This window comes from Saccharothrix sp. BKS2 (assembly GCF_047689505.1).
Taxonomy (GTDB): domain Bacteria; phylum Actinomycetota; class Actinomycetes; order Mycobacteriales; family Pseudonocardiaceae; genus Actinosynnema; species Actinosynnema lopnurensis.
The window spans coordinates 316625-335034 of record NZ_JAUQOL010000003.1 but is presented as its reverse complement, the minus strand read 5'-3'; the positions used below and the strand labels follow the sequence as shown (position 1 = coordinate 335034).

The following is an 18410-nucleotide window of genomic DNA, read 5'->3' as shown; positions in this document are numbered from 1 at the left end:
GGAAGCGAGGACGACTTCCGGCACCGACGCTCTCGAAAGAATACCCACCGGACCGTGGTGATCCACCGCTGGACGATCGCGGCCGTGGAACCGACGCGGACGCGACGGGGGGTTTTCCGCCCCGGCACGCCCCGGCGGTGCGCGCGCCATTCCCGGATCTCGGGGCGTTGTCCCCCGCAACGCCCCGAGATCCCATCCGACAGCAGTTCAGGACGTGCGGTTCAACAATCCGGGCGCCAGGGACAGGGCAGGTCTTGTGCGACCCGCCATCCGCGAGCGCAGTTCCGACCTGCCGGACACCCCGGCGCTCTCGTACAAGCGGCGAATCCGTCGGTACATGGAACGCTCGGAGCAGTAGAACTGACGCGCTATGGTCGAGATGCTGTTCGAGCCACAGAGCAGGTGGATCAGGGCCTGTGTTTCCTGGTCCTGCGCGTCGGCCCTGAACGACGGACCGCCCTGCCCGCCCCGCGGTCTCGCCGAGCAGGAACCCGTCACCGAACCGACCTCCGGCGGGCGGTCCGCCCACACGGCACGCAGGGCCTCCACCTGTCTGTCCCACGGCAGCCGCAGGTTGAGCACGCTCGTCGCCCCCGCCCTGATGGCGACGTAGGTCTGGTGACCGCTGATGTCGTCCACCACGGCCCCGATCGGCACCAGGCAGAGCCGCCGACGGATGGACCAGATCAGGTCCACGTCGGGCTCGCTGACCGCGGGAACCAGGATGGGCGTGCCCTCGGAGGTGAACAACGCCGAAGGCTCGGTGAAGTTGAGATCAATTCCCGCATTGACCCAAAAAATGCGGTTCCCGGTCAGACATCCTTCCAGCCCCAAGTGGGCCAGGATTGTTGTCGCGCGCATGGTTGGATCCACCATGGCCCCCCTCCATTGCGTGGAACTTCCCCCACGGGCAAGCTAGCGCAAGCCGTCCTCGCACTTCAAGGCCCCATGTGTGTGAAGCGGGACTGCCGACAACGCTCCAAGAACGAGCAGGAGTCGCGCACGTCGCGGAAGACCATGCGCCTGGTGGACCCAGGGGGAATAAATTCGGGGTCAGCTCTCCCCGCACAGGTCGAGCGCGTGACCCAGCAGTGCGCCGAGGCTTATCTTGTCCCCCTGGCTCCCCTCGATCCGCAGCGGCTCGATACCGGGAACGCCTGCTTCCGCCGCTTTGTCGTTGAGCGCGAATGCCTGGCCGTCGGGGTCGATGAACACGGCTTGTTCTCCGTTGCGGCACTCAATCGTACCGTGATCGACGTTCACCGGCCACAAGTAGCCGAGGTTGGCTTGCGAAACCTCTTGTCGATTTCCCGTCGGTGCCGGCAACGGCACCGGGGAGGTCGACGCGGGGTCGCTCGAACCCGCACCGCAGCCGGCGACCGCGGCCAGGGTCGCCGCGCACAGGGCGAGCAACGCGGCCTGTGTCGCGTTCGGGGTGCGGGGACGGACGGTCGAACGGGTGCCGGACAGGCTCATCGGTTCCTACCTCGTCGGTGTCGGTTCGCTGGATTCGAGGAGTGCGACGTAGCCGTCCTCGAGGGACGGCGGCACGACTCGGGCACCCGGCGGCAACTCGCCACCGACCAGCCTGTACTCGGTGCCCTCCGGGGTCGCCACCGCGTTCACCACGGTCGCGGACAGGGGCGGGGCCTCGGTGCGCAGCACGTAGGTGCGGCCGACCGCCGCCTCGGTGAGCCCGGTGGTGGACCCGTGGTAGACCACGTGCCCGGAGTTCAGCACGCACACGCGGGGGCAGCTCTGCGCCACGTCGTCGAGGATGTGCGTGGACAGGATCATGATCCGGTTGCGGCCGACCCTGGCCAGCAGCGCGCGGAAGCGCATCCGTTCGTGGGGGTCGAGCCCGCTGGTCGGCTCGTCCACGATGATCAGTCGGGGATCGCCGAGCAGCGCCTGCGCGATGCCGAGCCGCCGTTTCATGCCGCCGGAGTACGCACCCACCCTGCGTTGCGCGTGTTCTTCCAGACCCACCTCGGCCAGCAGCGCGTCGACCTGCGCACGTCTGGCCCGCTTGTCGTCGACGCCTTTCAGCAACGCGATGTAGTCCAGGAACTCACGTCCGGTCAGGTCGGGGTAGAGCGCCAGCTCCTGCGGCAGGTAGCCGAGCATCCGCTTGACCGCTGTGCGACCGGCCGACGTGGCGAGGTCGTGGTCGCCGACGAGCACGCGCCCGCCGGTCGGCCGCAGCACCCCGGTCAGGATGCGCATCAGGGTGGTCTTGCCGGCGCCGTTCGGGCCGAGCAACCCGGTCATGCCCGCGCCGACGCGCAGGTCGACCCCGGCGAGCGCGTGCTTGCCCCCGCGGTAGACCTTGCTCAGCTGATCGATGACGATCTCCATCCGGTCAACCCGTTTCCTTTCCCCGTTGCCGGGTCCGCAGTTCGATCGCACATCGGGCGAGCACGAAGAACAACGCCGCGAGCACCAGCACCAGCACCACGTTCAGCACCGCGCTGCCGCTGTCCGGCAAGGGGCTCAGCACGCCCGTCGACCCGCGGTCGGCGAAGACCCCGTCGCCGTCCAACCACACTGCCGCGGGATACCCGCCCAGCGGTGAGAGGACCGTTCCCGTCGGACCGGGAAGCGGCACCAGGCCCGGGTCGAGGTGCGTCGCCCAGAACCAGGCCGCCACCACCAGCACCCTGGCGAGCGCCACCGGCAGCAGCAGCCCGAGCAGGGTCGCGAAGGTGGTGATGACGACCGCCGCGGGCAGGATGACCACGAGCACACCGAGCAGCCCGGCGGCGACGGGCACGGGGCTGCCGGCGCGAAGACCTTCGAAGACCCCGACCAACGCGAGCACGCAGGCGAGCGGGAGCACGGCGACCGCTAGCGCCCCGGTGAGCACACCGGTCATCCGGGTGGTCACGCCGCTGGGTGTGGTGTTCAGCAGTTCCGCCAGGGCCGGGTGGTGGTGCTGCGCGAGCCTGCCCGACAGGAAGACGCCGATCCCCAGCGTGGCGAAGGTGTTCACCACGATCACCGTGTAGCCGACCCGGCCCTTCGGCCCGAGTTCACCCATGGCGGGCGACACCACGGCGAGCAGCAGGGCCAGCAGGGTCAACGGGACCAGGGACAGCCAGATCACCCTGCCCCTCAGCGCCATCCGGACCTCGTACCGCACCGAACCGCGCAGGGAGGTCAGCACGTGGCGCCCGCTCGGCTGGACCCGCACCCCCGGCAAAGCTGTCATTCGCCCGCTCCGATCAGGTCTTCGCCGTCCGCCGACAGCCGCAGGACGTTGGTGAACAGCACGGCGGCCAGCACCAGCAACACGATCGAACGCGCCAGCGGGGGCGTGACCACCCGGTCCAGGACGAGCAGGGTGCCCAGCCAAGCCGCGAGCACCACCGCGGAGGCGCCGGCCACCGACCTCAGCGCCAGCGTGGACCAGCAGCCGACGGCCGCGAGCATCGTGGCGAACGAGCACACCAGCAGGTACTCGGTGACCGGGGCGCGCACCACGCCCGCCGCGGTCAGCCAGGCGATCAGCGCGAGCGAGCTCAACACCGCGGTCGCGCCGACCAGCACGAGCCGCCTGCTGATGGTGGTGCGGAACGGGGTCGGCATCGTCAGCTGGAGCTCGGCGGAGCGCTCCACCGCGGCGGCCGTCGCCGCCATCCCCGCCACGAGCGCGGGCACCGCCTGCACCAACCAGCCGCCGACGTAGCCCTCGGGCAGCAACCCCAGCCGCAACAGCAGGAGGACGACGGCGAACACGGGCGACACCAGCAGCGCCGGCACGCCCACGCGCCTCGCCTCGTACCGCCACAGCCGCGAACCGGTCACACCGAGTACGTAGCCGCGGGACGGGAAGGGGTTCACGCCGGTTCCGGGGTTCGTCCGGGGAACTGCCACACCCGCCTGAGGGCGATCGCCAGCAGTACCGCGGCCGCGACGAGCGTCCACGGCGTGGTGCCCCACACCTGCTGGGCGACCACGCCCGCGCGCGCGGAGAGCTCACCGCCAGGCATCGTGGTCAGCGAGCCGAGCAGCCACACCGCCACCGCGGCGCCCCCGCCGAAGCCGGGTGAGCGCCACACGGAGCCGACGACGGCGATGGCCGAGGCGAGCATCATCTGCCCGAACCAGCTCGACACCAGGTCGAGTACCGGGGCGACCTCCCCGAGCACCCGCACCGCGACCGAACCGGCCACCGCGAGCACCACCTCGGTCGTCAGCACCAGCAGCAGCCTGCTCGCGAGCACCGCCACCGGCGAGACCGGCATGGCGCAGAGCAGTTCGTTGCGGGGGTCCGTGCGCCGAGAGCAGGTGGTGAGCGAACCGAGCACCGCGACCAGCGCGACCACGGCCGCGTAGAGGTGCTTGCCCAGCGCCTGGTCGGAGGTGGCCAGCCCGATGAACACCGCCAGCGCGATCCCCACCACGCTGATCGGCAGCAGTGTGCGCGGCATGAGCCGCACCTGCCTCACCACCAGCAGCGCGATGGCGGACCAGGAGAGGAACAGGCCCTGGCCGGCGACCGGCAGCGGTTCGGGGCGGAGTCCGATCACCGCCGCCAGCGAGTCGAACGGAGGTGGCGTCGCCGACCCGAGCGGGGCCACCGCGGTCCTGGTCGCGGTGGCCACCTGCTGCCACGAGTGCCACCGGAGTCGGCAGTCCGGGCACCGGGCGAGGTGCGGCTCGGTCTCCTGCCCCCCTCGGGCGAGCAGGGCCAGGTCGGCGTCGGACAGGTGAACCGTCACCGGCCACCCCTCTCCCCTCGGACGGGTGCCAGCGCGTCCGCGAGCCTGCGACGCGCGTGCGACATCCTGCTCTTCACGGTGCCCACCGGTATGCCCAGCGCGGCGGAAACTTCCTGGTAGGACATCTCCTCGGCCAGCACCAGCACGAGCACCTCGCGCAGGTGCTCCGGCAGGGCACCGACGGCGGTCGCGAGGGCCCTGCGCTCGGCGAGGCCGAGCACCTGGTCCTCGACGCCGGGCGCGGTGTCCGGGACGTCGGCGGCGTCGTCCAGTTCGACCTGGGGCGGGAGGGCCTTGCGCAACCGGTTGTGCGCCTGCCTCCTGGCGACGCCGTACAGCCAGCCCCTCACCGAGGACTCACCCCGGAACCCGGCAGCCGACTGCCACACCGCGAGCCACGACTCCTGCAGGATCTCGTCGGCGGCCGAGGCGTCGGAGGTGAGCCTGCGCAACAGCCTGAGCATTCCCGCCGCGTGCTGTTCGTACAGCTCGCGCAGCGCCTCCTGGTCGCCACCCGCGACCGCGGCCATGAGCTGTTCGTCCGACCCCACACGAACGTGTGTAGCAGTTCGTGTCGGGCAGGTTCACAGCTCGGCACATCTGGACCCGATCAGGTGAACTGCCAGGTCGACTGCGAGCACTGCCAGTTGTCGGCCACCTGCTTGAGCCGGTTCACCCGTCCTGATTGCGTGGAGGGCGGTGGTCCACGGCCACCGTTTCGAGGGGAAGTGTCACCCGGCACGGAAATCCGTGCCCCGATCTTGTTGAGGAGGAAGCGATGTCCGCGATCGAAGCCGTCGAGGCCCCGACCATGGGGGACCTGGACCTGTTCGACCTGGACCTGGAGGTCGGCGTCGAGCGAATGGCGATCACCCCGGCCGTCACCAGCATCTCGCTGTGCACCCCGGGGTGCACCAGCCCCGGTGGTGGCAGCAACTGCAGCTTCTGCTGCTGATCCGAACCGCCGCCGGGTCGGGGACCCTCCCGGCCCGGCGGCCCGAACCCGCGTTGGGGGACGAAGTGGAGCCGCTGTTCCGCGCCTGGCCGGTCTTCCTGGTCCGCGCTCCGATGCGCTGCCGGGACGAGGGGCCCGGTCTCTCCGCGGCGGACACCGGCGGCGGACACCTCGCCCTGCTGCGCGCGGCCCTGGCCGACCCGCCGCTGCTCGAAGCCGTCACGCTCGCCAGTCCCAGCCTGGCCGCCGTACTGGACCGGATCGCGGTCGGCCGAGCGGCGGAACTGCGGCCCAAGCAGCTGCGACGAGCCGCTCTGGCCGTGTTGCGCTACGACATCCGGATGCGGACGCGGCCGACACCGTTCGGGCTGTTCGCCGGCGTGTGCGCCGGGGAGTTCGGCGTGGGCGCCGAGTTCGGGTGGGGCGAGGAGCACCGGCATCGCACCCACGTGGACATGAGCTGGCTGTACCGGGTGGTGCACGACCTGGAATCGCGGCCGGACGTGCTGCCCGCCCTGCGCCTGCGCACGCACCAGTCGCTCCTCCGGCGCGGTGACCGGGTGGTGCTGGAGGTGCCGTCCGCCCTCGGGGCCGTGCCCGGTCAGCAGACCAGGACCGTGGTCTCCGTGCGGAACTCACCGGTGGTGTCCGCGGCACTGGCCGCGGCCGCGACCCCGGTCGTCGCCGCGGAGTTGGCGGACGAGCTGGCGGCGCGGTTCTCCCCGGGCGGGGTCGACCGGGTGCTCCGCCTGCTGCACGTGCTGGTCGATCAGGAACTCCTGATCACCGACCTGCGCCCGCCGCTGGACGGCGGCGACCCGCTCACCCGCGTCATCGACAGGCTGGCGGAGCTGCCCCTGCGCGATGCCGAGCCGCTCGCGCGCCTGCGCCGGCTCGACGAGGGGCGCAAGCGGTTCGACGCCAAGCGCCCGGGAGACGGTCGTGCCGAACTCGTCGAGCTGGTCGGGCTCGCGCGCCGGATCACCGATCTCGACACCCCGTTGCACGTGGACACGTGCATCGACGCGGAGGTCAGGCTCCCGCACCGGGTGCGCGACGAGGTCGAGCGGCTCGCGACCGTGCTGTGGCGGCTCTCCCCGCCAAGGCTCGGCATGCGGCCGCTGCGCGGCTTCCACGGCCGTTTCCTCGAACGCTACGGCGTCGACCGGCTCGTGCCCATCGAGGAACTGCTGGACCCGACCCGATCCCTGGGCGCGCCCGCCGGCTACGCGTGGCCGGAGAGCGAGGCGGCGCCCGAGGACCCGGTCGAACCCTCCGGCACCAGGCGCGACCGGGCGATCAGCGGACTGGTCGTGCGAGCGCTGCGGGACGGGCACCGCGAGGTCGTCCTGGACGACGACCTGATCGGCGAACTCGCCCACGACGACGCCGACCCCGCGGACCTGCCCAACTCGTGCGAGCTCTACCTGCACGTGGTCGACTCGGCCGCGGAGGACTTCCGGGTGGTCGTCTCGCCGAGCCCCGGATCGCACCACGCGGGCGCCACCTTCGGCCGGTTCTGGGACCTGCTTCCCCGGTGGCGCGGGCCGGTGGCGGTGCACGTGCCGGGTGCGGTCCCGGTCGACCTGGCCTTCACGCCGCGATCGGGCAAGGCCGCGAACCTGGCGCACACCCCACCGGCCACGGGCAGGCGCGTCGCCGTCGGGTTGCCGGACGCCGAGGGCGTCGAGGAGATCCCGCCGGCGGAGATCGCGGTCGGGGCGACCCTGGAACGGCTGTACGTCGTGCACGTACCCACGAACCGCGAACTCGTGCCGGTTCTGCCGAACATGGTGAGCCCCGTCGTCCAGGCGCCCAACACCACCCGGTTCCTCTACGAGATCGGCATGGAGGGCCAGCGCCTGTGGGAGCCGTGGAACTGGGGGCCGATGGCCAACTCGCCCTTCCTGCCGAGAGTGCGCTTCGGGCGGTCGGTGCTGGCTCCCGCCACCTGGCGACTCGACGAACTGCCCACCGAGAGCCCCCGGTGGGCGGAGGAGGTCGCGGGCTGGCGCGCCCGGTGGAGGGTGCCCGACCAGGTGCTGGTGGTCAGCACCGATCAGCGGCTGCTGCTCTCCCTCGACGACCACCGGCACCTCGAACTGCTGCACGACGAACTGCGCCGCAACCCCGGGCTCGTCGCGCAGGAGGTCGCCGCGGGTGCGTCCGGTGGCGCGGCGCACGAGCGCGCGGTGGAACTGGTGGTGCCCCTGGTGCCGAAGGTCGAACGCGCCAGGCCACCGCACGTCGCGCACGTCGTGCCCCGGGCACGGCCGCCGGAACTCGCCGGCGACTGGCTCTACCTGGTGGTCCACGGCTCGGTCACCGGCCAGGACGACCTGCTGCGCAACCACGTCCCCGCGCTGGTCGCCGCCGCCACCGAGCACGGCGTCGACCGCTGGTTCTTCATCCGGTACACCGATGCCACCGGGCACCACCTGCGGTTGCGGTTCCACGGTGCGGCGGGGCGGCTCTGGTCGGGACTGCTGCCCTCCCTCAGCTCGACGCTGGCGGACTGGCAGCACGACGGCCTGGTCGGTGCGCACCGGATCGAGCAGTTCGACCCCGAACTGGAGAGGTACGGCGGCGCGGCCGCGCGCACGGCGGCGGAGGAACTGTTCTGCGCGGACAGCGTGGCCGCCGTGTCGCTGCTGCGGCTCGCCCAGGAGGGGGTGTTCCCGGTCGAGACCCTGGGCGCGATCTCGGCGGCTTCGCTGGCGCACGCGTTCGGCCCGCCGTCCCCCGGTGCACCCTGGGTCGACCCGAGCGCCGATCCGGCGGTGTCCTGGTTGTCCATCACGGGCAGTCGCCGTGAACTGCCGGACGCCTACCGCGGCGACGCCGCCCGGTGGCGGAGCCGGATCGACCCCGCGGGCGGCTGGCCGGAACTCCGCGGCGACGACGCCGGCGCACGGCTGCTCCGGGTGCTCGCCGCGCGGGACCGCGCGGCGCACGCGTTCGGCGAGCGGATCCGGGCGCTGATCGCGGAAGGGCTGTGCGCGACTCCGGAGGCCCGGATCGTCGGCAGCCTGCTGCACATGACGTGCAACCGCCTGCTCGGCGGCTCGTCGGAGCGCGAGGCCAGGGTACTGGGCATCGCCCGCGGCGCGGTGCAGGACAACCAGAGGCGGAGGAGCAGGGCATGACCACGGGTGTCGAGTTGTCCGGTGCCGGCGCTCAACTGGCCGAGGAGGCGGTGCTGTTGGCCGCCGAACGGCTTGCCGACCCCGACCGGGTGGCTGCGGTGACCGACCGGCCGGACAACCGCGAGCCGGTCTACCAGGCGTCGATGTGGGGTCCGCTGACGCTCTCCAACGGGTTGCCCGGCGTCGCGGTGATGTACGCCGAACTCGCCAAGGCGGACGAACGCTGGCTCGCCACCGCGCACAGGCACATCCACCGGGCGGGTGAGTTGATGCACGCGCAACCCGCCAACGGCCTGTTCGCCGGACCGGCCTCGCTGCTGGCCGCGACGAACGCGCTCGCACCGCACTACGCCGCGTTCCGCCGCAAGCTCACCGCCTGGGTCGTCGACGACCAGAACGCCAGGCTGGACGCCTGTCGTGCGCGAGCCGAGCCGGGGGTGGCCTGGAACCACTACGACGTGATCAACGGCATCGCCGGCACCACCCGCCTGCTGCTGGACGTCGGCGCGGAAGCGGAGGAGACCGTCGAGCGGAGCCTGGCGCACCTCGCGCGGTTGACCGAGCCGATCGAGGTAGGCGGCCGTTCGGTGCCCGGGTGGTGGGTACCGCGGGAACTACAGCCCACCGAGGAGGACGCGCTGGCCTACCCGCGCGGTGACTTCAACCTCGGGCTGGCGCACGGGATCCCGGGCCCGCTCGCGGTGCTCTCGATCGCGCTGGAGCGGGAACGGGAGGTGCCGGGGCAGCGCGCGGCGATCAGGCGGATCGCGCAGTGGCTGCTCGGCTGGCTGCTGCACGACGAAACCGGACCGTACTGGCCGTGCCGAGTTAGCTGGGACGACGAGACCGGGCGCACGGACCGCCTGTTCACCCGTACCGCCTGGTGCTACGGCACGCCCGGGGTGGCCGCAGCGCTGCACCGGGCGGGGCAGGCGCTGCGCGAACCCGAGTGGTGCGCGACGGCGGTGGCGGCGCTGCGGGCGGCGCTGGACCGGGACGAGCGCTCGTGGCGGCTGGACGGACCGACCGTCTGCCACGGCTACGCCGGTCTGCTCCAGGTGGTGCGGCGGCTCGGCACGGCATCGGGAGATCCGGTGCTGCTGGCCGCCGGGAAATCGCTGACCGAGCGCACGCTGGGTTTCGCCGACCCCGACGCGGCGTTCGTGTTCGGTCACCTCGTGCCCGACTCGCCGGACGGTTGGCGCTCGGCGACGCGGCACCGCTCGCTCGACGTCGCCGGTCTGCTCGAAGGCGCGGCAGGGGTGGTGTGCGCGCTGCTCCCGTCGATCCACCCCGAGTGCGGTGCGCACTGGGACACCGCCCTGGTGCTGGCGTGAGGTGACCATGTCCTGTCCGGAGAAGCTGTTGCTCGGCGTCAGCGGCTCGGTCGCGGCGCTGACGCTGCCCAACTACCTCTACGCGTTCCGGGCTGCCGGGGTGCGCCAGATCATCGCCGTGGTCACGGTGTCGGCGTCGGCCTTCATCTCCGCGCAGGCCCTGGGGGTGATCTGCGACCGCGTGTACACCGACGCCGACCCGGCACGCAGCCACGTGGCGCTCGGCCGTTGGGCCGACCACACGCTGGTGCTGCCCGCGACGGCCCACCTGCTCGGCTGCCTCGCGCACGGGCTGGCGCCGAGCCGGCTGACCACCGCGCTGCTGGCCGTCGACGGTCCGATCACCCTGGTGCCCGCGATGAACCCGGTGATGTGGGGCAAACCGGCCGTTCAGCGCAACGTCGCGGTGCTGCGCGGGGACGGCCACCGGGTCGTCGAGCCGATCGCCGGCGCTTCTTACGAGGTGGCGAGCCGCGCGATCGTGCCCGGCCTCGTGCCGCCACCTCCCGAGGACGTCGTGCGGTGCGTGAGCGGCGTCGAGGCGATCGCGTGACCCCGGCGTTCGAGGTCCGCGACCTGCGCATCTCCTACGGCGGCGCCACCGCGGTCGGCGGTGTCTCGCTCAGCGCGCGGCCGGGCGAGGTCATCGCGCTGCTCGGTCCGAACGGCGCGGGCAAGTCGACCCTGCTCAAGGCGCTGTCGACCGCCTTGGCGCCGGACTCGGGCCAGGTGCGGGTGTTCGGGCACGACACCGCGGTGAACCCGGTGCCGGCCCGCGGTCGGATCGGCATGGTCTTCCAGGAGTGCACCCTCGACCAGGACCTCCCGGTGGAGCGCAACCTCTGGTTCCACGCCAGGTTGTTCGGGATGACGAGGGCCGCGTCCCGCACGCGCACCGACGAACTGCTGACGCGGTTCGGGCTCGCCGACCGGAGGCACGCGCCGGTCTCCGAGCTGTCCGGCGGGCTCACCAGGAGGCTCGAACTCGCCAGGGCGCTGCTGCACCGACCGGGGCTGGTCATCCTGGACGAACCGACCACGGGCCTGGACCCGGACGCCAGGAGGACGGTCTGGCAGGACCTGCTCGGACTCCGTGACGAGTCGGACGTGACCGTGCTGTACGCGACGCACTACCTGGACGAGGCCGAACTCGCAGACCGCGTCGTCATCGTGAACCGGGGGACCGTCGTCCGCCAGGGCTCGCCGGCCGAGCTCAAGGCCGGGCTGTCGGCTTCCGACCTGCGCCTGGTGACCGCTGACGACGTCGCAGCGACGGCTCAGCTGCACCTCGCCGGCTTCGATGCGGACCGCGGTCCGGACGGAGTGCTCGTCCGGTGCGCCGAACCGGAGAGCCGGGTGGCCGAGGTCGTCCGGGCGATCGCGGTGCCCGTGCTGGAGGTGTCGGTGCGCAGGCCGTCGTTGGACGACGTCTACTTCGCGACCACCGAGCACTAGGGGAGAGGGCATGGCATTGCTGCAGCAGGACGTCGTGCGCGGTACGGCGGTCGTGGCCGCGCGCGACCTGTACCGGCAGGTCCGGCACCCCGGCGTGCTGGTCTCCCAGGGCGTGCAGGTGGTGTTCTTCCTGCTCGTCTTCGCGGTCGGGTTCGACGGGATGATCGGTTCGGTCGACGCGGTCCCCTTCAGCGCCTTCGTGTTCCCCGGCATCGTGGCCATCCAGGTGGTCACGATCGGTGTCAGCTCCGGGCTCACCTACGCCTTCGACCGGGAGTACGGAGCGCTGCGCGGAATGCTGATCGCACCGGTGCCCCGGCTGTGCCTGCCACTGGGCAAGGTGGTCGCGAGTGCGTTGGTCGCCGGTGCGCAGAGCGCGGTGATGCTGTTGTTCGCGCCGCTGCTCGACCTGCCGCTGACGGTGGTGACCTTCTTCGGCGGGGTGCTCGCCTTCACCCTCGTCAGTGCGGTGTTCGGCCTCCTCGGTGTCTACCTGGCCACGGCGATCAAGCAGGTGGAGACGCTGCAGGCGGCCGTGCAACTCGCGATGTACCCGTTGCTGTTCCTGTCCGGTTCGGTCTTCCTGCCGGACTCCGGCCCCGCGTGGCTGCTGACCGTGATGAGGTTGAACCCGATGACCTACGCCGTGGACGGGGTGCGGCACCTGCTGCTGGCGCCCCTCGGTGGTGCACCCCGGGCATTTCCGCTCTGGCTGGACGTGCTGGTGCTCGCCGGGCTGGCGCTGGTGCTCGGTGGGATGCTCCGGTTCCGGACCGGCAGATGACCCCTCCTGCGCGGTACCGCGGCCTGGTCGACGGCTTCCCGCGATGGACCGAGCAGCCCGAACCGGTGCTGTCGGGCGGTCGCGACACGCTGGGCGAGGCCCTGGGCTGGTTGGAGACCCACCTCTCCTGGTTCGACCCGTCGGTCTGGCAGCGCGTGTTGTCGCCGAGGCCGTTCCCCGCGGGTCCGTTGCTCGAACTCCTGCAGTTGTGCGAGGTCGCCGGACGGGCCGGCCGTCCCTGCTCGCGGCTGCTCGACCGGGCGTTGCCGCTGGCCGTGCGGCTGGTGCGCACCCGGGCGTTCGCGGCCGGCCTGCACCGCGGTGACGCGCTGTTCACCTACCACGCTTGGCTGATCGCCCTGCTGATGCGGTTCGGCGAGCCGGTCGACGAGTTGGCGGGCGCCGTCGAGCGCCTGCTCGACGCCGGTGTGCGCCCGAGCGCGGACACCGTGGCAGCGCTCGAACTCGCCTACGTCATCGACCTGGGCGGCTGGCGGGGACACCTGCCGGGGGCCGGCGCGCTGTACGACCGGTGGCTCGCCGGGCAGCACCTGAATCCCTTCCTGATGACCGACAACGAGTGCTACGCGTTCACCCACGCGGTGTTCTACGCGACCGGGTTCGGCGTGGTGGCGCTCGGTGGTGACGTCAGCGCCGCAGGGGAGGTGGCACGCCTGCTGTTCGCGGCCAAGGTCGCGGAGGGCGATCTCGACCTGGGCGCCGAGCTAGCGCTCACCGCGTTGTTGGCGGGTGGGCCGCCGTCACGTGCCGCCTGGCGACGGGTGTCGGGTGCGCAACGCGCCGACGGCGCCGTCCCCGGACCGCTGCACCGGCCGGACCTGCTCAGCGGGGTGTCCGGCCCCAAGGCCGACGGTTACCTGTTCGGCACCTGCTACCACACGACCGTGGCCACCGCGTTGGCCGCGGCGGGACTGGAGCGAGCCGGTGCGCCGACCTGAGCGACTCGCCGAGGCACTGCGCCGGGCCGACGCCTGGTTGCTCCACCACGACCACGGCGAACTCCGCGAGCCGCCGCCGGCCGCCGAGCCCGCCGTTCCGCCGGACTGGTTGCGCGCCGATCCCGACCACCTGCGCCGGCTCGCCGGGCAGGCGGCCGCCGCGTCGGCCGGGACGCGGGCGCGCTGGGCGGAGGTCGTGGCCCAGGCCCTGGTCATCGCCGTCCGACATCGCGACCTCGACCTGACGGCGGCACTGGTGCGGACTGCCACCGGCTTGGCAGCCGGGGACGACCCCACCACGGTCGCGGCCGTCGCGTTCCTGATCTCCCAGCAGCAGGCGGACGGCGGGTTCGGCATCGTGCCCGATGAGGGGGACCCGCACCTGTCGACAGCGGTGCGCGTGCCGTTGACCGTCGCGTGCGCGAGCGCATTCGAAGCAGTGCTGACAGCGACTGCCATTGATGCCAGAAAATGATTTTCCCCTTGTCGAACGGGTTCGGCACCGCTTGTATCGGGGATGGGTCGAAGCGATCCTTTCCGTCACTCGGAGGAAATTCATGAAAAGCACAGGAACGAAACTGGGACTGATTCTCGCCGTGTTGGCCGCGGCGCTGGTCGCGTTCCCGGCCGCCGCCCAGGCGCAGAGCACCGCGGCCGTGCGCGCTTGCCATGCCTTCAACGTCGGCTCCGACAGCGCCAGCGTGCCGGGTGACCGCCTCGACGACTACTTCGCCACCGTGCAGGGCGGCTTCGCGCACGAGGAACTGCTGTGCGGCAACGGACAGACCTACGGGGCCGTGCACATCGAGCTCAAGCACAACGTCGACAACTGGGACGTCACGCTGGAGTGCATGGAGTCGGTGGTGGCCAACGGCGCCTTCCGCGCGTACGACGGCAAGCGGGAGTGGCGGTGGCAGTTCCGGGCGGGCCGGTACGTGAAGGTGGTCGCCGGGCAGAACGGCGTCATCACCGCCTACCCGGAATGGGACAGCGGGTCGGCGAGCTCCTGGGCCGAGTGCGGCAGGGCGTAAGCGAACGGTTTTCCCGGTGGCCGCCACGCGTGATGTGCTCGCGTGGCGGCCACCCTTTCTCACGGATACCATCATCGCCATCGAAGGGGGCGGAGTGGAGCGAGAAGACCTGCGTGCCGGCGCTTACGTGGTGTGGGCGCCGCCGGAAGGGCTGGAGGGCGTCGACCTGAGGCCGGGGGCGCCCGGCGTCATCACCGGTCCGCACTGGCAGGACGTCGAGGTCAGGTGGTTCCTGCGGGAGACGGACCCGGTCTCGGAACACGTGTACGACCACCGGTGGTTGCGCGAGGTCGGTCCGCTGGAGTTCCTCGACGCCTGCACCGAGGTCAGGGAACGGGCGTCGGGTTCCGCCGGGCAGTAGGGGCCTTGGTCGGGTTGGGCGGACCCGCGTGCGGCGGCGGTACGCCGGGGCCACGCGTTGTCGCCGCCCGGTCCGCCGTCACCGCCCGGTCCGCGCCACGTCGGACTTGATGGTCTTCATGGCGAAGCGCGACTGGAGCTTCGCCAGGCCGGGTACGGCCATCAGCCGTTGGGTCAGGAAGCGCTCGTAGGTGGGCAGGTCGGCCACGGCGATCAGGGCGTGGTAGTCCGGTGCGCCGAACATGCGGCGCGCCTCGACGACCTCGTCGAAGGCGACCAGCGCGGCCTCGAACCGCTCGACGGTGGCCCGCGCCTGGTCGGCGAGTTCGAGGTCGACCTGGACCTCGAAGCCGCGGGCGAGGGCGTCGGGGGCGATGCGGGCGTGGTAGCCGAGGATCACCCCGTCCTCCTCCAGCCTCTTGACCCTGCGCAGGCACGGCGAGGGGGTGAGGCCGATCCGGTCGGCGAGCTCGGTGTTGGTCAGGCGGCAGTCGCGACGCAGTTGGTCGATTATCGCGCGGTCGATGCGATCCACGGGCTGATTGTGCCAACGGTGGGCCGTTCGCGAGCAACAAAAGCAATCGGCTGCTCCGGTCTGCCGCCTACCGTCGTCGGCACTGGCCGCTCGGAGACAGGGGTAGGACAATGAGCACCACCATCGAGCCCTCCGCGACGCCGCCCGCGACGCCCGCGCCGCCGTTCCCGTCGCTGCCCCCGGCGGGCGCGCGGGCCACCACCGAGGAGTTCTGGGCCACGGCCCGCCGCCACCTGATCCGCTACTCGGGCAGCGACTTCACCCCGGCGATCATCGAACGCGCCGCCGGGTCGGAGGTGTTCGACAGCGACGGGCGCGCGATCCTGGACTTCACCTCCGGGCAGATGAGCGCCCTGCTGGGGCACTCGCACCCGGCGGTCGTGGAGGCGGTCAGCCGCTCGATCGCGACGCTGGACCACCTCTTCAGCTGGATGCTCAGCCGCCCGGTGGTCGACCTGGCCGCCGCGCTGGCCGCCACGTTGCCCGACCCGCTCGACAAGGTGATGCTGCTGAGCACCGGCGGCGAGTCCAACGAGGCGGCCATCCGGATGGCCAAGCTCTGCACCGGCGGGCACGAGATCGTCGCCTTCGACCAGTCCTACCACGGCGTCACCCACGCGGCCGGCGCGGCGACCTTCAGCGTCGCCCGCACCGGGTACGGACCGGTCGCGCCGGGCAACATCGTCGTCCCGACCCCCAACGCCTACCGCCCGCTGCTCACCCGCGACGGGGAGCACGACTGGCGGGCCGAGCTGGACTTCGCGTTCACGATGGTCGACCGGCAGTCCGTGGGCAGCCTCGCCGCGTTCATCGCCGAACCGGTCCTGAGCACCGGCGGCGTCATCGAACCCCCACCAGGCTACTTCGCCGCGCTCAAGCGCAAGTGCGAGGAGCGCGGCATGCTGCTGATCCTCGACGAGGCGCAGACCGGGCTGTGCCGCACCGGCGACTGGTACGCCTTCCAGCGCGACGGCGTGGTGCCCGACATCCTCACCCTGTCCAAGACCCTCGGCGCGGGGCTGCCGGTGTCGGCGGTGATCACGAGCGCGGAGGTCGAGGAGCGCTGCCACGAGCGCGGCTACTACTTCGTCACCACCCACGTCTCCGACCCGCTGGCCGCGGCGGTCGGCCTGGCGGTCGTCACCGTCCTGGCCGAGCACGGCTTCGACCGGATCGCCCGGCGCCGGGGCGAGCGGCTGCGCCACGGCCTGCTGGAGCTCCAGTCCCGCCACGACCGGATCGGCGACGTCCGCGGCCGGGGGCTGTTGCAGGGCGTCGAGCTGGTCACCGACCGCGTCGACAAGCACCCGGCCGAGCGGTTCGGGGCCGAGGTCACCGCCGCCTGCTTCGAGCTGGGCCTGCACCTCAACATCGTCCAGTTCCCCGGCAGCAGCAGCATCCTCCGGGTGGCCCCGCCGCTGACGATCACCGACACCGAGCTCGACCGCGGCCTGGACCTCCTCGACCGGGCGCTGACCACCGCCGCACGACGGGCCTGACCCGACCGCCGCTGCCGGTACCGTGCGGCCGTACCACGTGCGACCCGAAGATCGTCGTCACCGGCGACACGACCGCGGAGGTCGTCTTCGGCGAGTACACCGACAAGTACCTGGAGTTCCGCGGTGACCTGCGGGCCGCCGTGCAGGTGTGGCTGGCCGAGTGCGCCCCCGACCACGTCGGCGGCACGCTGTCGGGCCGCCTCGTCCAGCCGCCCTGCGCCGACCACACCCACCTGAACGCGGCGGAGGTGGAGGCCACCGCCGTCCCGGTCGCGGACCTCCTCGTGCCCGAGGTGCTCGACGGCGCGGGCGGGGTCGACGGCGACGCCCTGCGCGAGCGGCTGGTCGCCGGTCTGCCGGTGCTCAGGGGATGAGGTCGTTCCCCGTTGCGCGGCATTCGGCTTCTCCCGGTGCGGCAGTACCCGCTCGGACCACATCAATACGCTGTACAGGCGATATCACCGGATGGGTCGGTCACAATACCGGTCGTCCGGAGCGGGCATTGTTGGCCCGTCATCGCCGCCTGTCAAGCATTGTGGGCAAGCCGTAGGTGCGGGGTGTGTGCGGTGGCAGGCCATCAATCCGGGTGGTAGAGCGGTGTGAAGAGCTCGGCCGGATCTACCTGGCCGGCACCGCGGAGCGGATGGGCAGCGAGCACTACGTCCCCATCATCCGCGCGAGGTCCTCCATCGCCAGGCTCGGGCTGTTCATCCACGTGACCGCCGATCTGATCGACATCGGTTCGATCAACAACTGGACGCTCCAGCTGCACGCGGTACAACCGGTCCGGGTCTACCCGGGAATGCGCATCGGACAGGTGACCTGCTGGTCCGTCGAAGGCGAGATCGAGCTCTACCGGGGCAAGTACCAGCACTCGCGCCGCCCGATGCCCTCGATGATCCACCGCGACTTCAGCGACGAGGAGCTGACGACCCGGCCCGTCGGCTGATGCCCGTGGACCGACCCGGGCCGAGGAGCACCCATGCGCATCGCCACCGGGATCGACCTGTTGGCCGACGACCCGGCCGCGCGCCGGGAGGCGAGCGCCCAGGGGCTGCGCAACGCCGCGACCTTCGACGTTGCGCGGACCGCCGACCGGGTGGCGCTCGGTGCGTGCGGGCTGAGGGGGCGGGCCTGCCGCTCGCACGGGTCCTGCTGGTGCTGGGCGTCGCGCCGCCGGCGGAGGTGGTGCTGATCCCGGTCTGCGGCGTGGCCGCGACCCGGTGGGGCCCGGACCGGGTGGTGCTGGGCGGCTGCGTCGCCGCCGGCGTCGAGGTGGTCCTGCCGGCCCACGTCGACCGGGTGTGGCAACTGGCGCTGCTCCAGGTGCTCGGCGCGGTGGCGGTCGCCTGCCTGGCGAACGTCGGGATGGCCGCGGTGCGGGAGCGGTTCCCCCGGCGGGACGCGTTCGGCACCGGCGTCTTCGTCGCCGCCCGGTCGGTCGCCGGTCTGCTCGGCAACGGCGCGGGCGGACTCCTGGGCAGCGCCTTCGGCCTGCGCTGGGTGTTCCTCGCCGCGGCCGTGTGCTCGTTCCTCGCCGCCGGCCTGTGCGCCCTGGTCGTCGCACGCCCGCGCCGGCCGGTCCACGGGCGGACGTGACCTCGTGTCGTCGGGGGCAGGTGCTG

At 72.0% G+C, this 18410-nt stretch carries 23 protein-coding genes; 15 read left to right on the top strand and 8 right to left on the bottom strand.

Annotated features, from left to right (window positions below; genetic code table 11):
• Positions 1-207: 207 nt before the first annotated feature.
• The 7 genes from Q5530_RS07155 to Q5530_RS07125 form a co-directional block, all read right to left on the bottom strand.
• Entirely contained in the window at positions 208-876 is a 669-nt protein-coding gene (locus tag Q5530_RS07155; RefSeq protein ID WP_415361446.1) for a hypothetical protein, read from the bottom strand.
• A gap of 177 nt (positions 877-1053) precedes the next feature.
• A complete protein-coding gene (locus Q5530_RS07150) occupies positions 1054-1476 on the bottom strand; it encodes a DUF2511 domain-containing protein (RefSeq protein ID WP_415361445.1) in 423 nt (140 codons plus the stop codon).
• A gap of 6 nt (positions 1477-1482) precedes the next feature.
• Complete coding sequence (locus Q5530_RS07145) at positions 1483-2358, bottom strand: ABC transporter ATP-binding protein (RefSeq protein WP_415361444.1); 876 nt, start codon at positions 2356-2358, stop codon at positions 1483-1485.
• A gap of 4 nt (positions 2359-2362) precedes the next feature.
• Complete coding sequence (locus Q5530_RS07140) at positions 2363-3211, bottom strand: hypothetical protein (RefSeq protein ID WP_415361443.1); 849 nt, start codon at positions 3209-3211, stop codon at positions 2363-2365.
• On the bottom strand, positions 3208-3807 hold the full coding sequence (locus tag Q5530_RS07135) for a hypothetical protein (protein WP_415361442.1): 600 nt from the start codon (positions 3805-3807) through the stop codon (positions 3208-3210). Before Q5530_RS07135 ends, Q5530_RS07140 begins: the two co-directional genes overlap by 4 nt.
• Before the next feature lie 32 nt (positions 3808-3839).
• The gene (locus tag Q5530_RS07130; protein ID WP_415361441.1) at positions 3840-4724 is read right to left on the bottom strand and encodes a hypothetical protein; all 885 of its coding nucleotides are present in this window, start codon (positions 4722-4724) and stop codon (positions 3840-3842) included.
• A complete protein-coding gene (locus tag Q5530_RS07125; RefSeq protein ID WP_415361440.1) occupies positions 4721-5275 on the bottom strand; it encodes an RNA polymerase sigma factor in 555 nt (184 codons plus the stop codon). Before Q5530_RS07125 ends, Q5530_RS07130 begins: the two co-directional genes overlap by 4 nt.
• A 227-nt stretch (positions 5276-5502) precedes the next feature.
• Between Q5530_RS07125 and Q5530_RS07120 the strand changes: the two genes are divergently transcribed.
• The 10 genes from Q5530_RS07120 (at position 5503) to Q5530_RS07075 (ending at position 14752) form a co-directional block, all read left to right on the top strand.
• The gene (locus Q5530_RS07120) at positions 5503-5679 is read left to right on the top strand and encodes a gallidermin/nisin family lantibiotic (protein ID WP_415361439.1); all 177 of its coding nucleotides are present in this window, start codon (positions 5503-5505) and stop codon (positions 5677-5679) included.
• A 53-nt stretch (positions 5680-5732) separates the two neighbouring features.
• Positions 5733-8825: a lantibiotic dehydratase gene (locus Q5530_RS07115; protein ID WP_415361438.1), complete on the top strand. Its 3093-nt coding sequence runs from the start codon at positions 5733-5735 to the stop codon at positions 8823-8825.
• On the top strand, positions 8822-10162 hold the full coding sequence (locus tag Q5530_RS07110; RefSeq protein ID WP_415361437.1) for a lanthionine synthetase C family protein: 1341 nt from the start codon (positions 8822-8824) through the stop codon (positions 10160-10162). Before Q5530_RS07115 ends, Q5530_RS07110 begins: the two co-directional genes overlap by 4 nt.
• Before the next feature lie 7 nt (positions 10163-10169).
• Positions 10170-10715 carry a flavoprotein gene (locus Q5530_RS07105; protein ID WP_415361436.1) on the top strand — a complete coding sequence of 182 codons (546 nt, stop codon included), beginning with the start codon at positions 10170-10172 and terminating at the stop codon, positions 10713-10715.
• Positions 10712-11617 (top strand): ATP-binding cassette domain-containing protein, encoded by a 906-nt coding sequence (locus Q5530_RS07100; protein WP_415361435.1) that lies wholly within the window; start codon positions 10712-10714, stop codon positions 11615-11617. Before Q5530_RS07105 ends, Q5530_RS07100 begins: the two co-directional genes overlap by 4 nt.
• A 10-nt stretch (positions 11618-11627) precedes the next feature.
• Positions 11628-12401: an ABC transporter permease gene (locus Q5530_RS07095; protein WP_415361434.1), complete on the top strand. Its 774-nt coding sequence runs from the start codon at positions 11628-11630 to the stop codon at positions 12399-12401.
• Positions 12398-13360, top strand: a complete 963-nt coding sequence (locus Q5530_RS07090; protein WP_415361433.1) for a DUF6895 family protein — start codon at positions 12398-12400, stop codon at positions 13358-13360. Before Q5530_RS07095 ends, Q5530_RS07090 begins: the two co-directional genes overlap by 4 nt.
• The gene (locus Q5530_RS07085; protein ID WP_415361432.1) at positions 13347-13835 is read left to right on the top strand and encodes a hypothetical protein; all 489 of its coding nucleotides are present in this window, start codon (positions 13347-13349) and stop codon (positions 13833-13835) included. Before Q5530_RS07090 ends, Q5530_RS07085 begins: the two co-directional genes overlap by 14 nt.
• Positions 13836-13917: 82 nt before the next feature.
• Positions 13918-14391 (top strand): hypothetical protein, encoded by a 474-nt coding sequence (locus tag Q5530_RS07080; protein ID WP_415361431.1) that lies wholly within the window; start codon positions 13918-13920, stop codon positions 14389-14391.
• Between the two features lie 94 nt (positions 14392-14485).
• The gene (locus Q5530_RS07075) at positions 14486-14752 is read left to right on the top strand and encodes a hypothetical protein (RefSeq protein ID WP_415361430.1); all 267 of its coding nucleotides are present in this window, start codon (positions 14486-14488) and stop codon (positions 14750-14752) included.
• Positions 14753-14830: 78 nt separating this feature from the next.
• Here Q5530_RS07075 and Q5530_RS07070 read toward each other — a convergent pair whose 3' ends face one another.
• Positions 14831-15286 (bottom strand): Lrp/AsnC family transcriptional regulator, encoded by a 456-nt coding sequence (locus Q5530_RS07070; protein WP_415361429.1) that lies wholly within the window; start codon positions 15284-15286, stop codon positions 14831-14833.
• 110 nt (positions 15287-15396) lie between these two features.
• On the opposite strand from Q5530_RS07070, the gene Q5530_RS07065 reads away from it, so the two are divergent.
• The 5 genes from Q5530_RS07065 to Q5530_RS07045 all read left to right on the top strand — a co-directional run bounded on the left by Q5530_RS07065 (position 15397) and on the right by Q5530_RS07045 (position 18384).
• Positions 15397-16785 carry an aspartate aminotransferase family protein gene (locus Q5530_RS07065; RefSeq protein ID WP_415361428.1) on the top strand — a complete coding sequence of 463 codons (1389 nt, stop codon included), beginning with the start codon at positions 15397-15399 and terminating at the stop codon, positions 16783-16785.
• 140 nt (positions 16786-16925) lie between these two features.
• Positions 16926-17159: a hypothetical protein gene (locus tag Q5530_RS07060; protein WP_415361427.1), complete on the top strand. Its 234-nt coding sequence runs from the start codon at positions 16926-16928 to the stop codon at positions 17157-17159.
• 212 nt (positions 17160-17371) lie between these two features.
• Positions 17372-17734 (top strand): dCTP deaminase domain-containing protein, encoded by a 363-nt coding sequence (locus tag Q5530_RS07055; RefSeq protein ID WP_415361425.1) that lies wholly within the window; start codon positions 17372-17374, stop codon positions 17732-17734.
• Between the two features lie 33 nt (positions 17735-17767).
• Positions 17768-17980 carry a hypothetical protein gene (locus Q5530_RS07050; protein WP_415361423.1) on the top strand — a complete coding sequence of 71 codons (213 nt, stop codon included), beginning with the start codon at positions 17768-17770 and terminating at the stop codon, positions 17978-17980.
• A complete protein-coding gene (locus Q5530_RS07045; RefSeq protein ID WP_415361421.1) occupies positions 17899-18384 on the top strand; it encodes an MFS transporter in 486 nt (161 codons plus the stop codon). The genes Q5530_RS07050 and Q5530_RS07045 overlap by 82 nt, the downstream gene beginning before the upstream one ends.
• Positions 18385-18410 lie beyond the last annotated feature (26 nt).

Excerpts from the sequence above, each read along its gene's own strand:
- Q5530_RS07105 (WP_415361436.1), top strand. The coding sequence starts at position 10,170 with ATGTCCTGTCCGGAGAAGCTGTTGCTCGGCGTCAGCGGCTCGGTCGCG.
- Q5530_RS07065 (WP_415361428.1), top strand. The coding sequence starts at position 15,397 with ATGAGCACCACCATCGAGCCCTCCGCGACGCCGCCCGCGACGCCCGCG.
- Q5530_RS07140 (WP_415361443.1), bottom strand. The coding sequence starts at position 3,211 with ATGACAGCTTTGCCGGGGGTGCGGGTCCAGCCGAGCGGGCGCCACGTG.
- Q5530_RS07095 (WP_415361434.1), top strand. The coding sequence starts at position 11,628 with ATGGCATTGCTGCAGCAGGACGTCGTGCGCGGTACGGCGGTCGTGGCC.
- Q5530_RS07150 (WP_415361445.1), bottom strand. The coding sequence starts at position 1,476 with ATGAGCCTGTCCGGCACCCGTTCGACCGTCCGTCCCCGCACCCCGAAC.
- Q5530_RS07145 (WP_415361444.1), bottom strand. The coding sequence starts at position 2,358 with ATGGAGATCGTCATCGATCAGCTGAGCAAGGTCTACCGCGGGGGCAAG.
- Q5530_RS07050 (WP_415361423.1), top strand. The coding sequence starts at position 17,768 with ATGCGCATCGCCACCGGGATCGACCTGTTGGCCGACGACCCGGCCGCG.
- Q5530_RS07110 (WP_415361437.1), top strand. The coding sequence starts at position 8,822 with ATGACCACGGGTGTCGAGTTGTCCGGTGCCGGCGCTCAACTGGCCGAG.
- Q5530_RS07080 (WP_415361431.1), top strand. The coding sequence starts at position 13,918 with ATGAAAAGCACAGGAACGAAACTGGGACTGATTCTCGCCGTGTTGGCC.
- Q5530_RS07090 (WP_415361433.1), top strand. The coding sequence starts at position 12,398 with ATGACCCCTCCTGCGCGGTACCGCGGCCTGGTCGACGGCTTCCCGCGA.
- Q5530_RS07155 (WP_415361446.1), bottom strand. The coding sequence starts at position 876 with ATGGTGGATCCAACCATGCGCGCGACAACAATCCTGGCCCACTTGGGG.
- Q5530_RS07120 (WP_415361439.1), top strand. The coding sequence starts at position 5,503 with ATGTCCGCGATCGAAGCCGTCGAGGCCCCGACCATGGGGGACCTGGAC.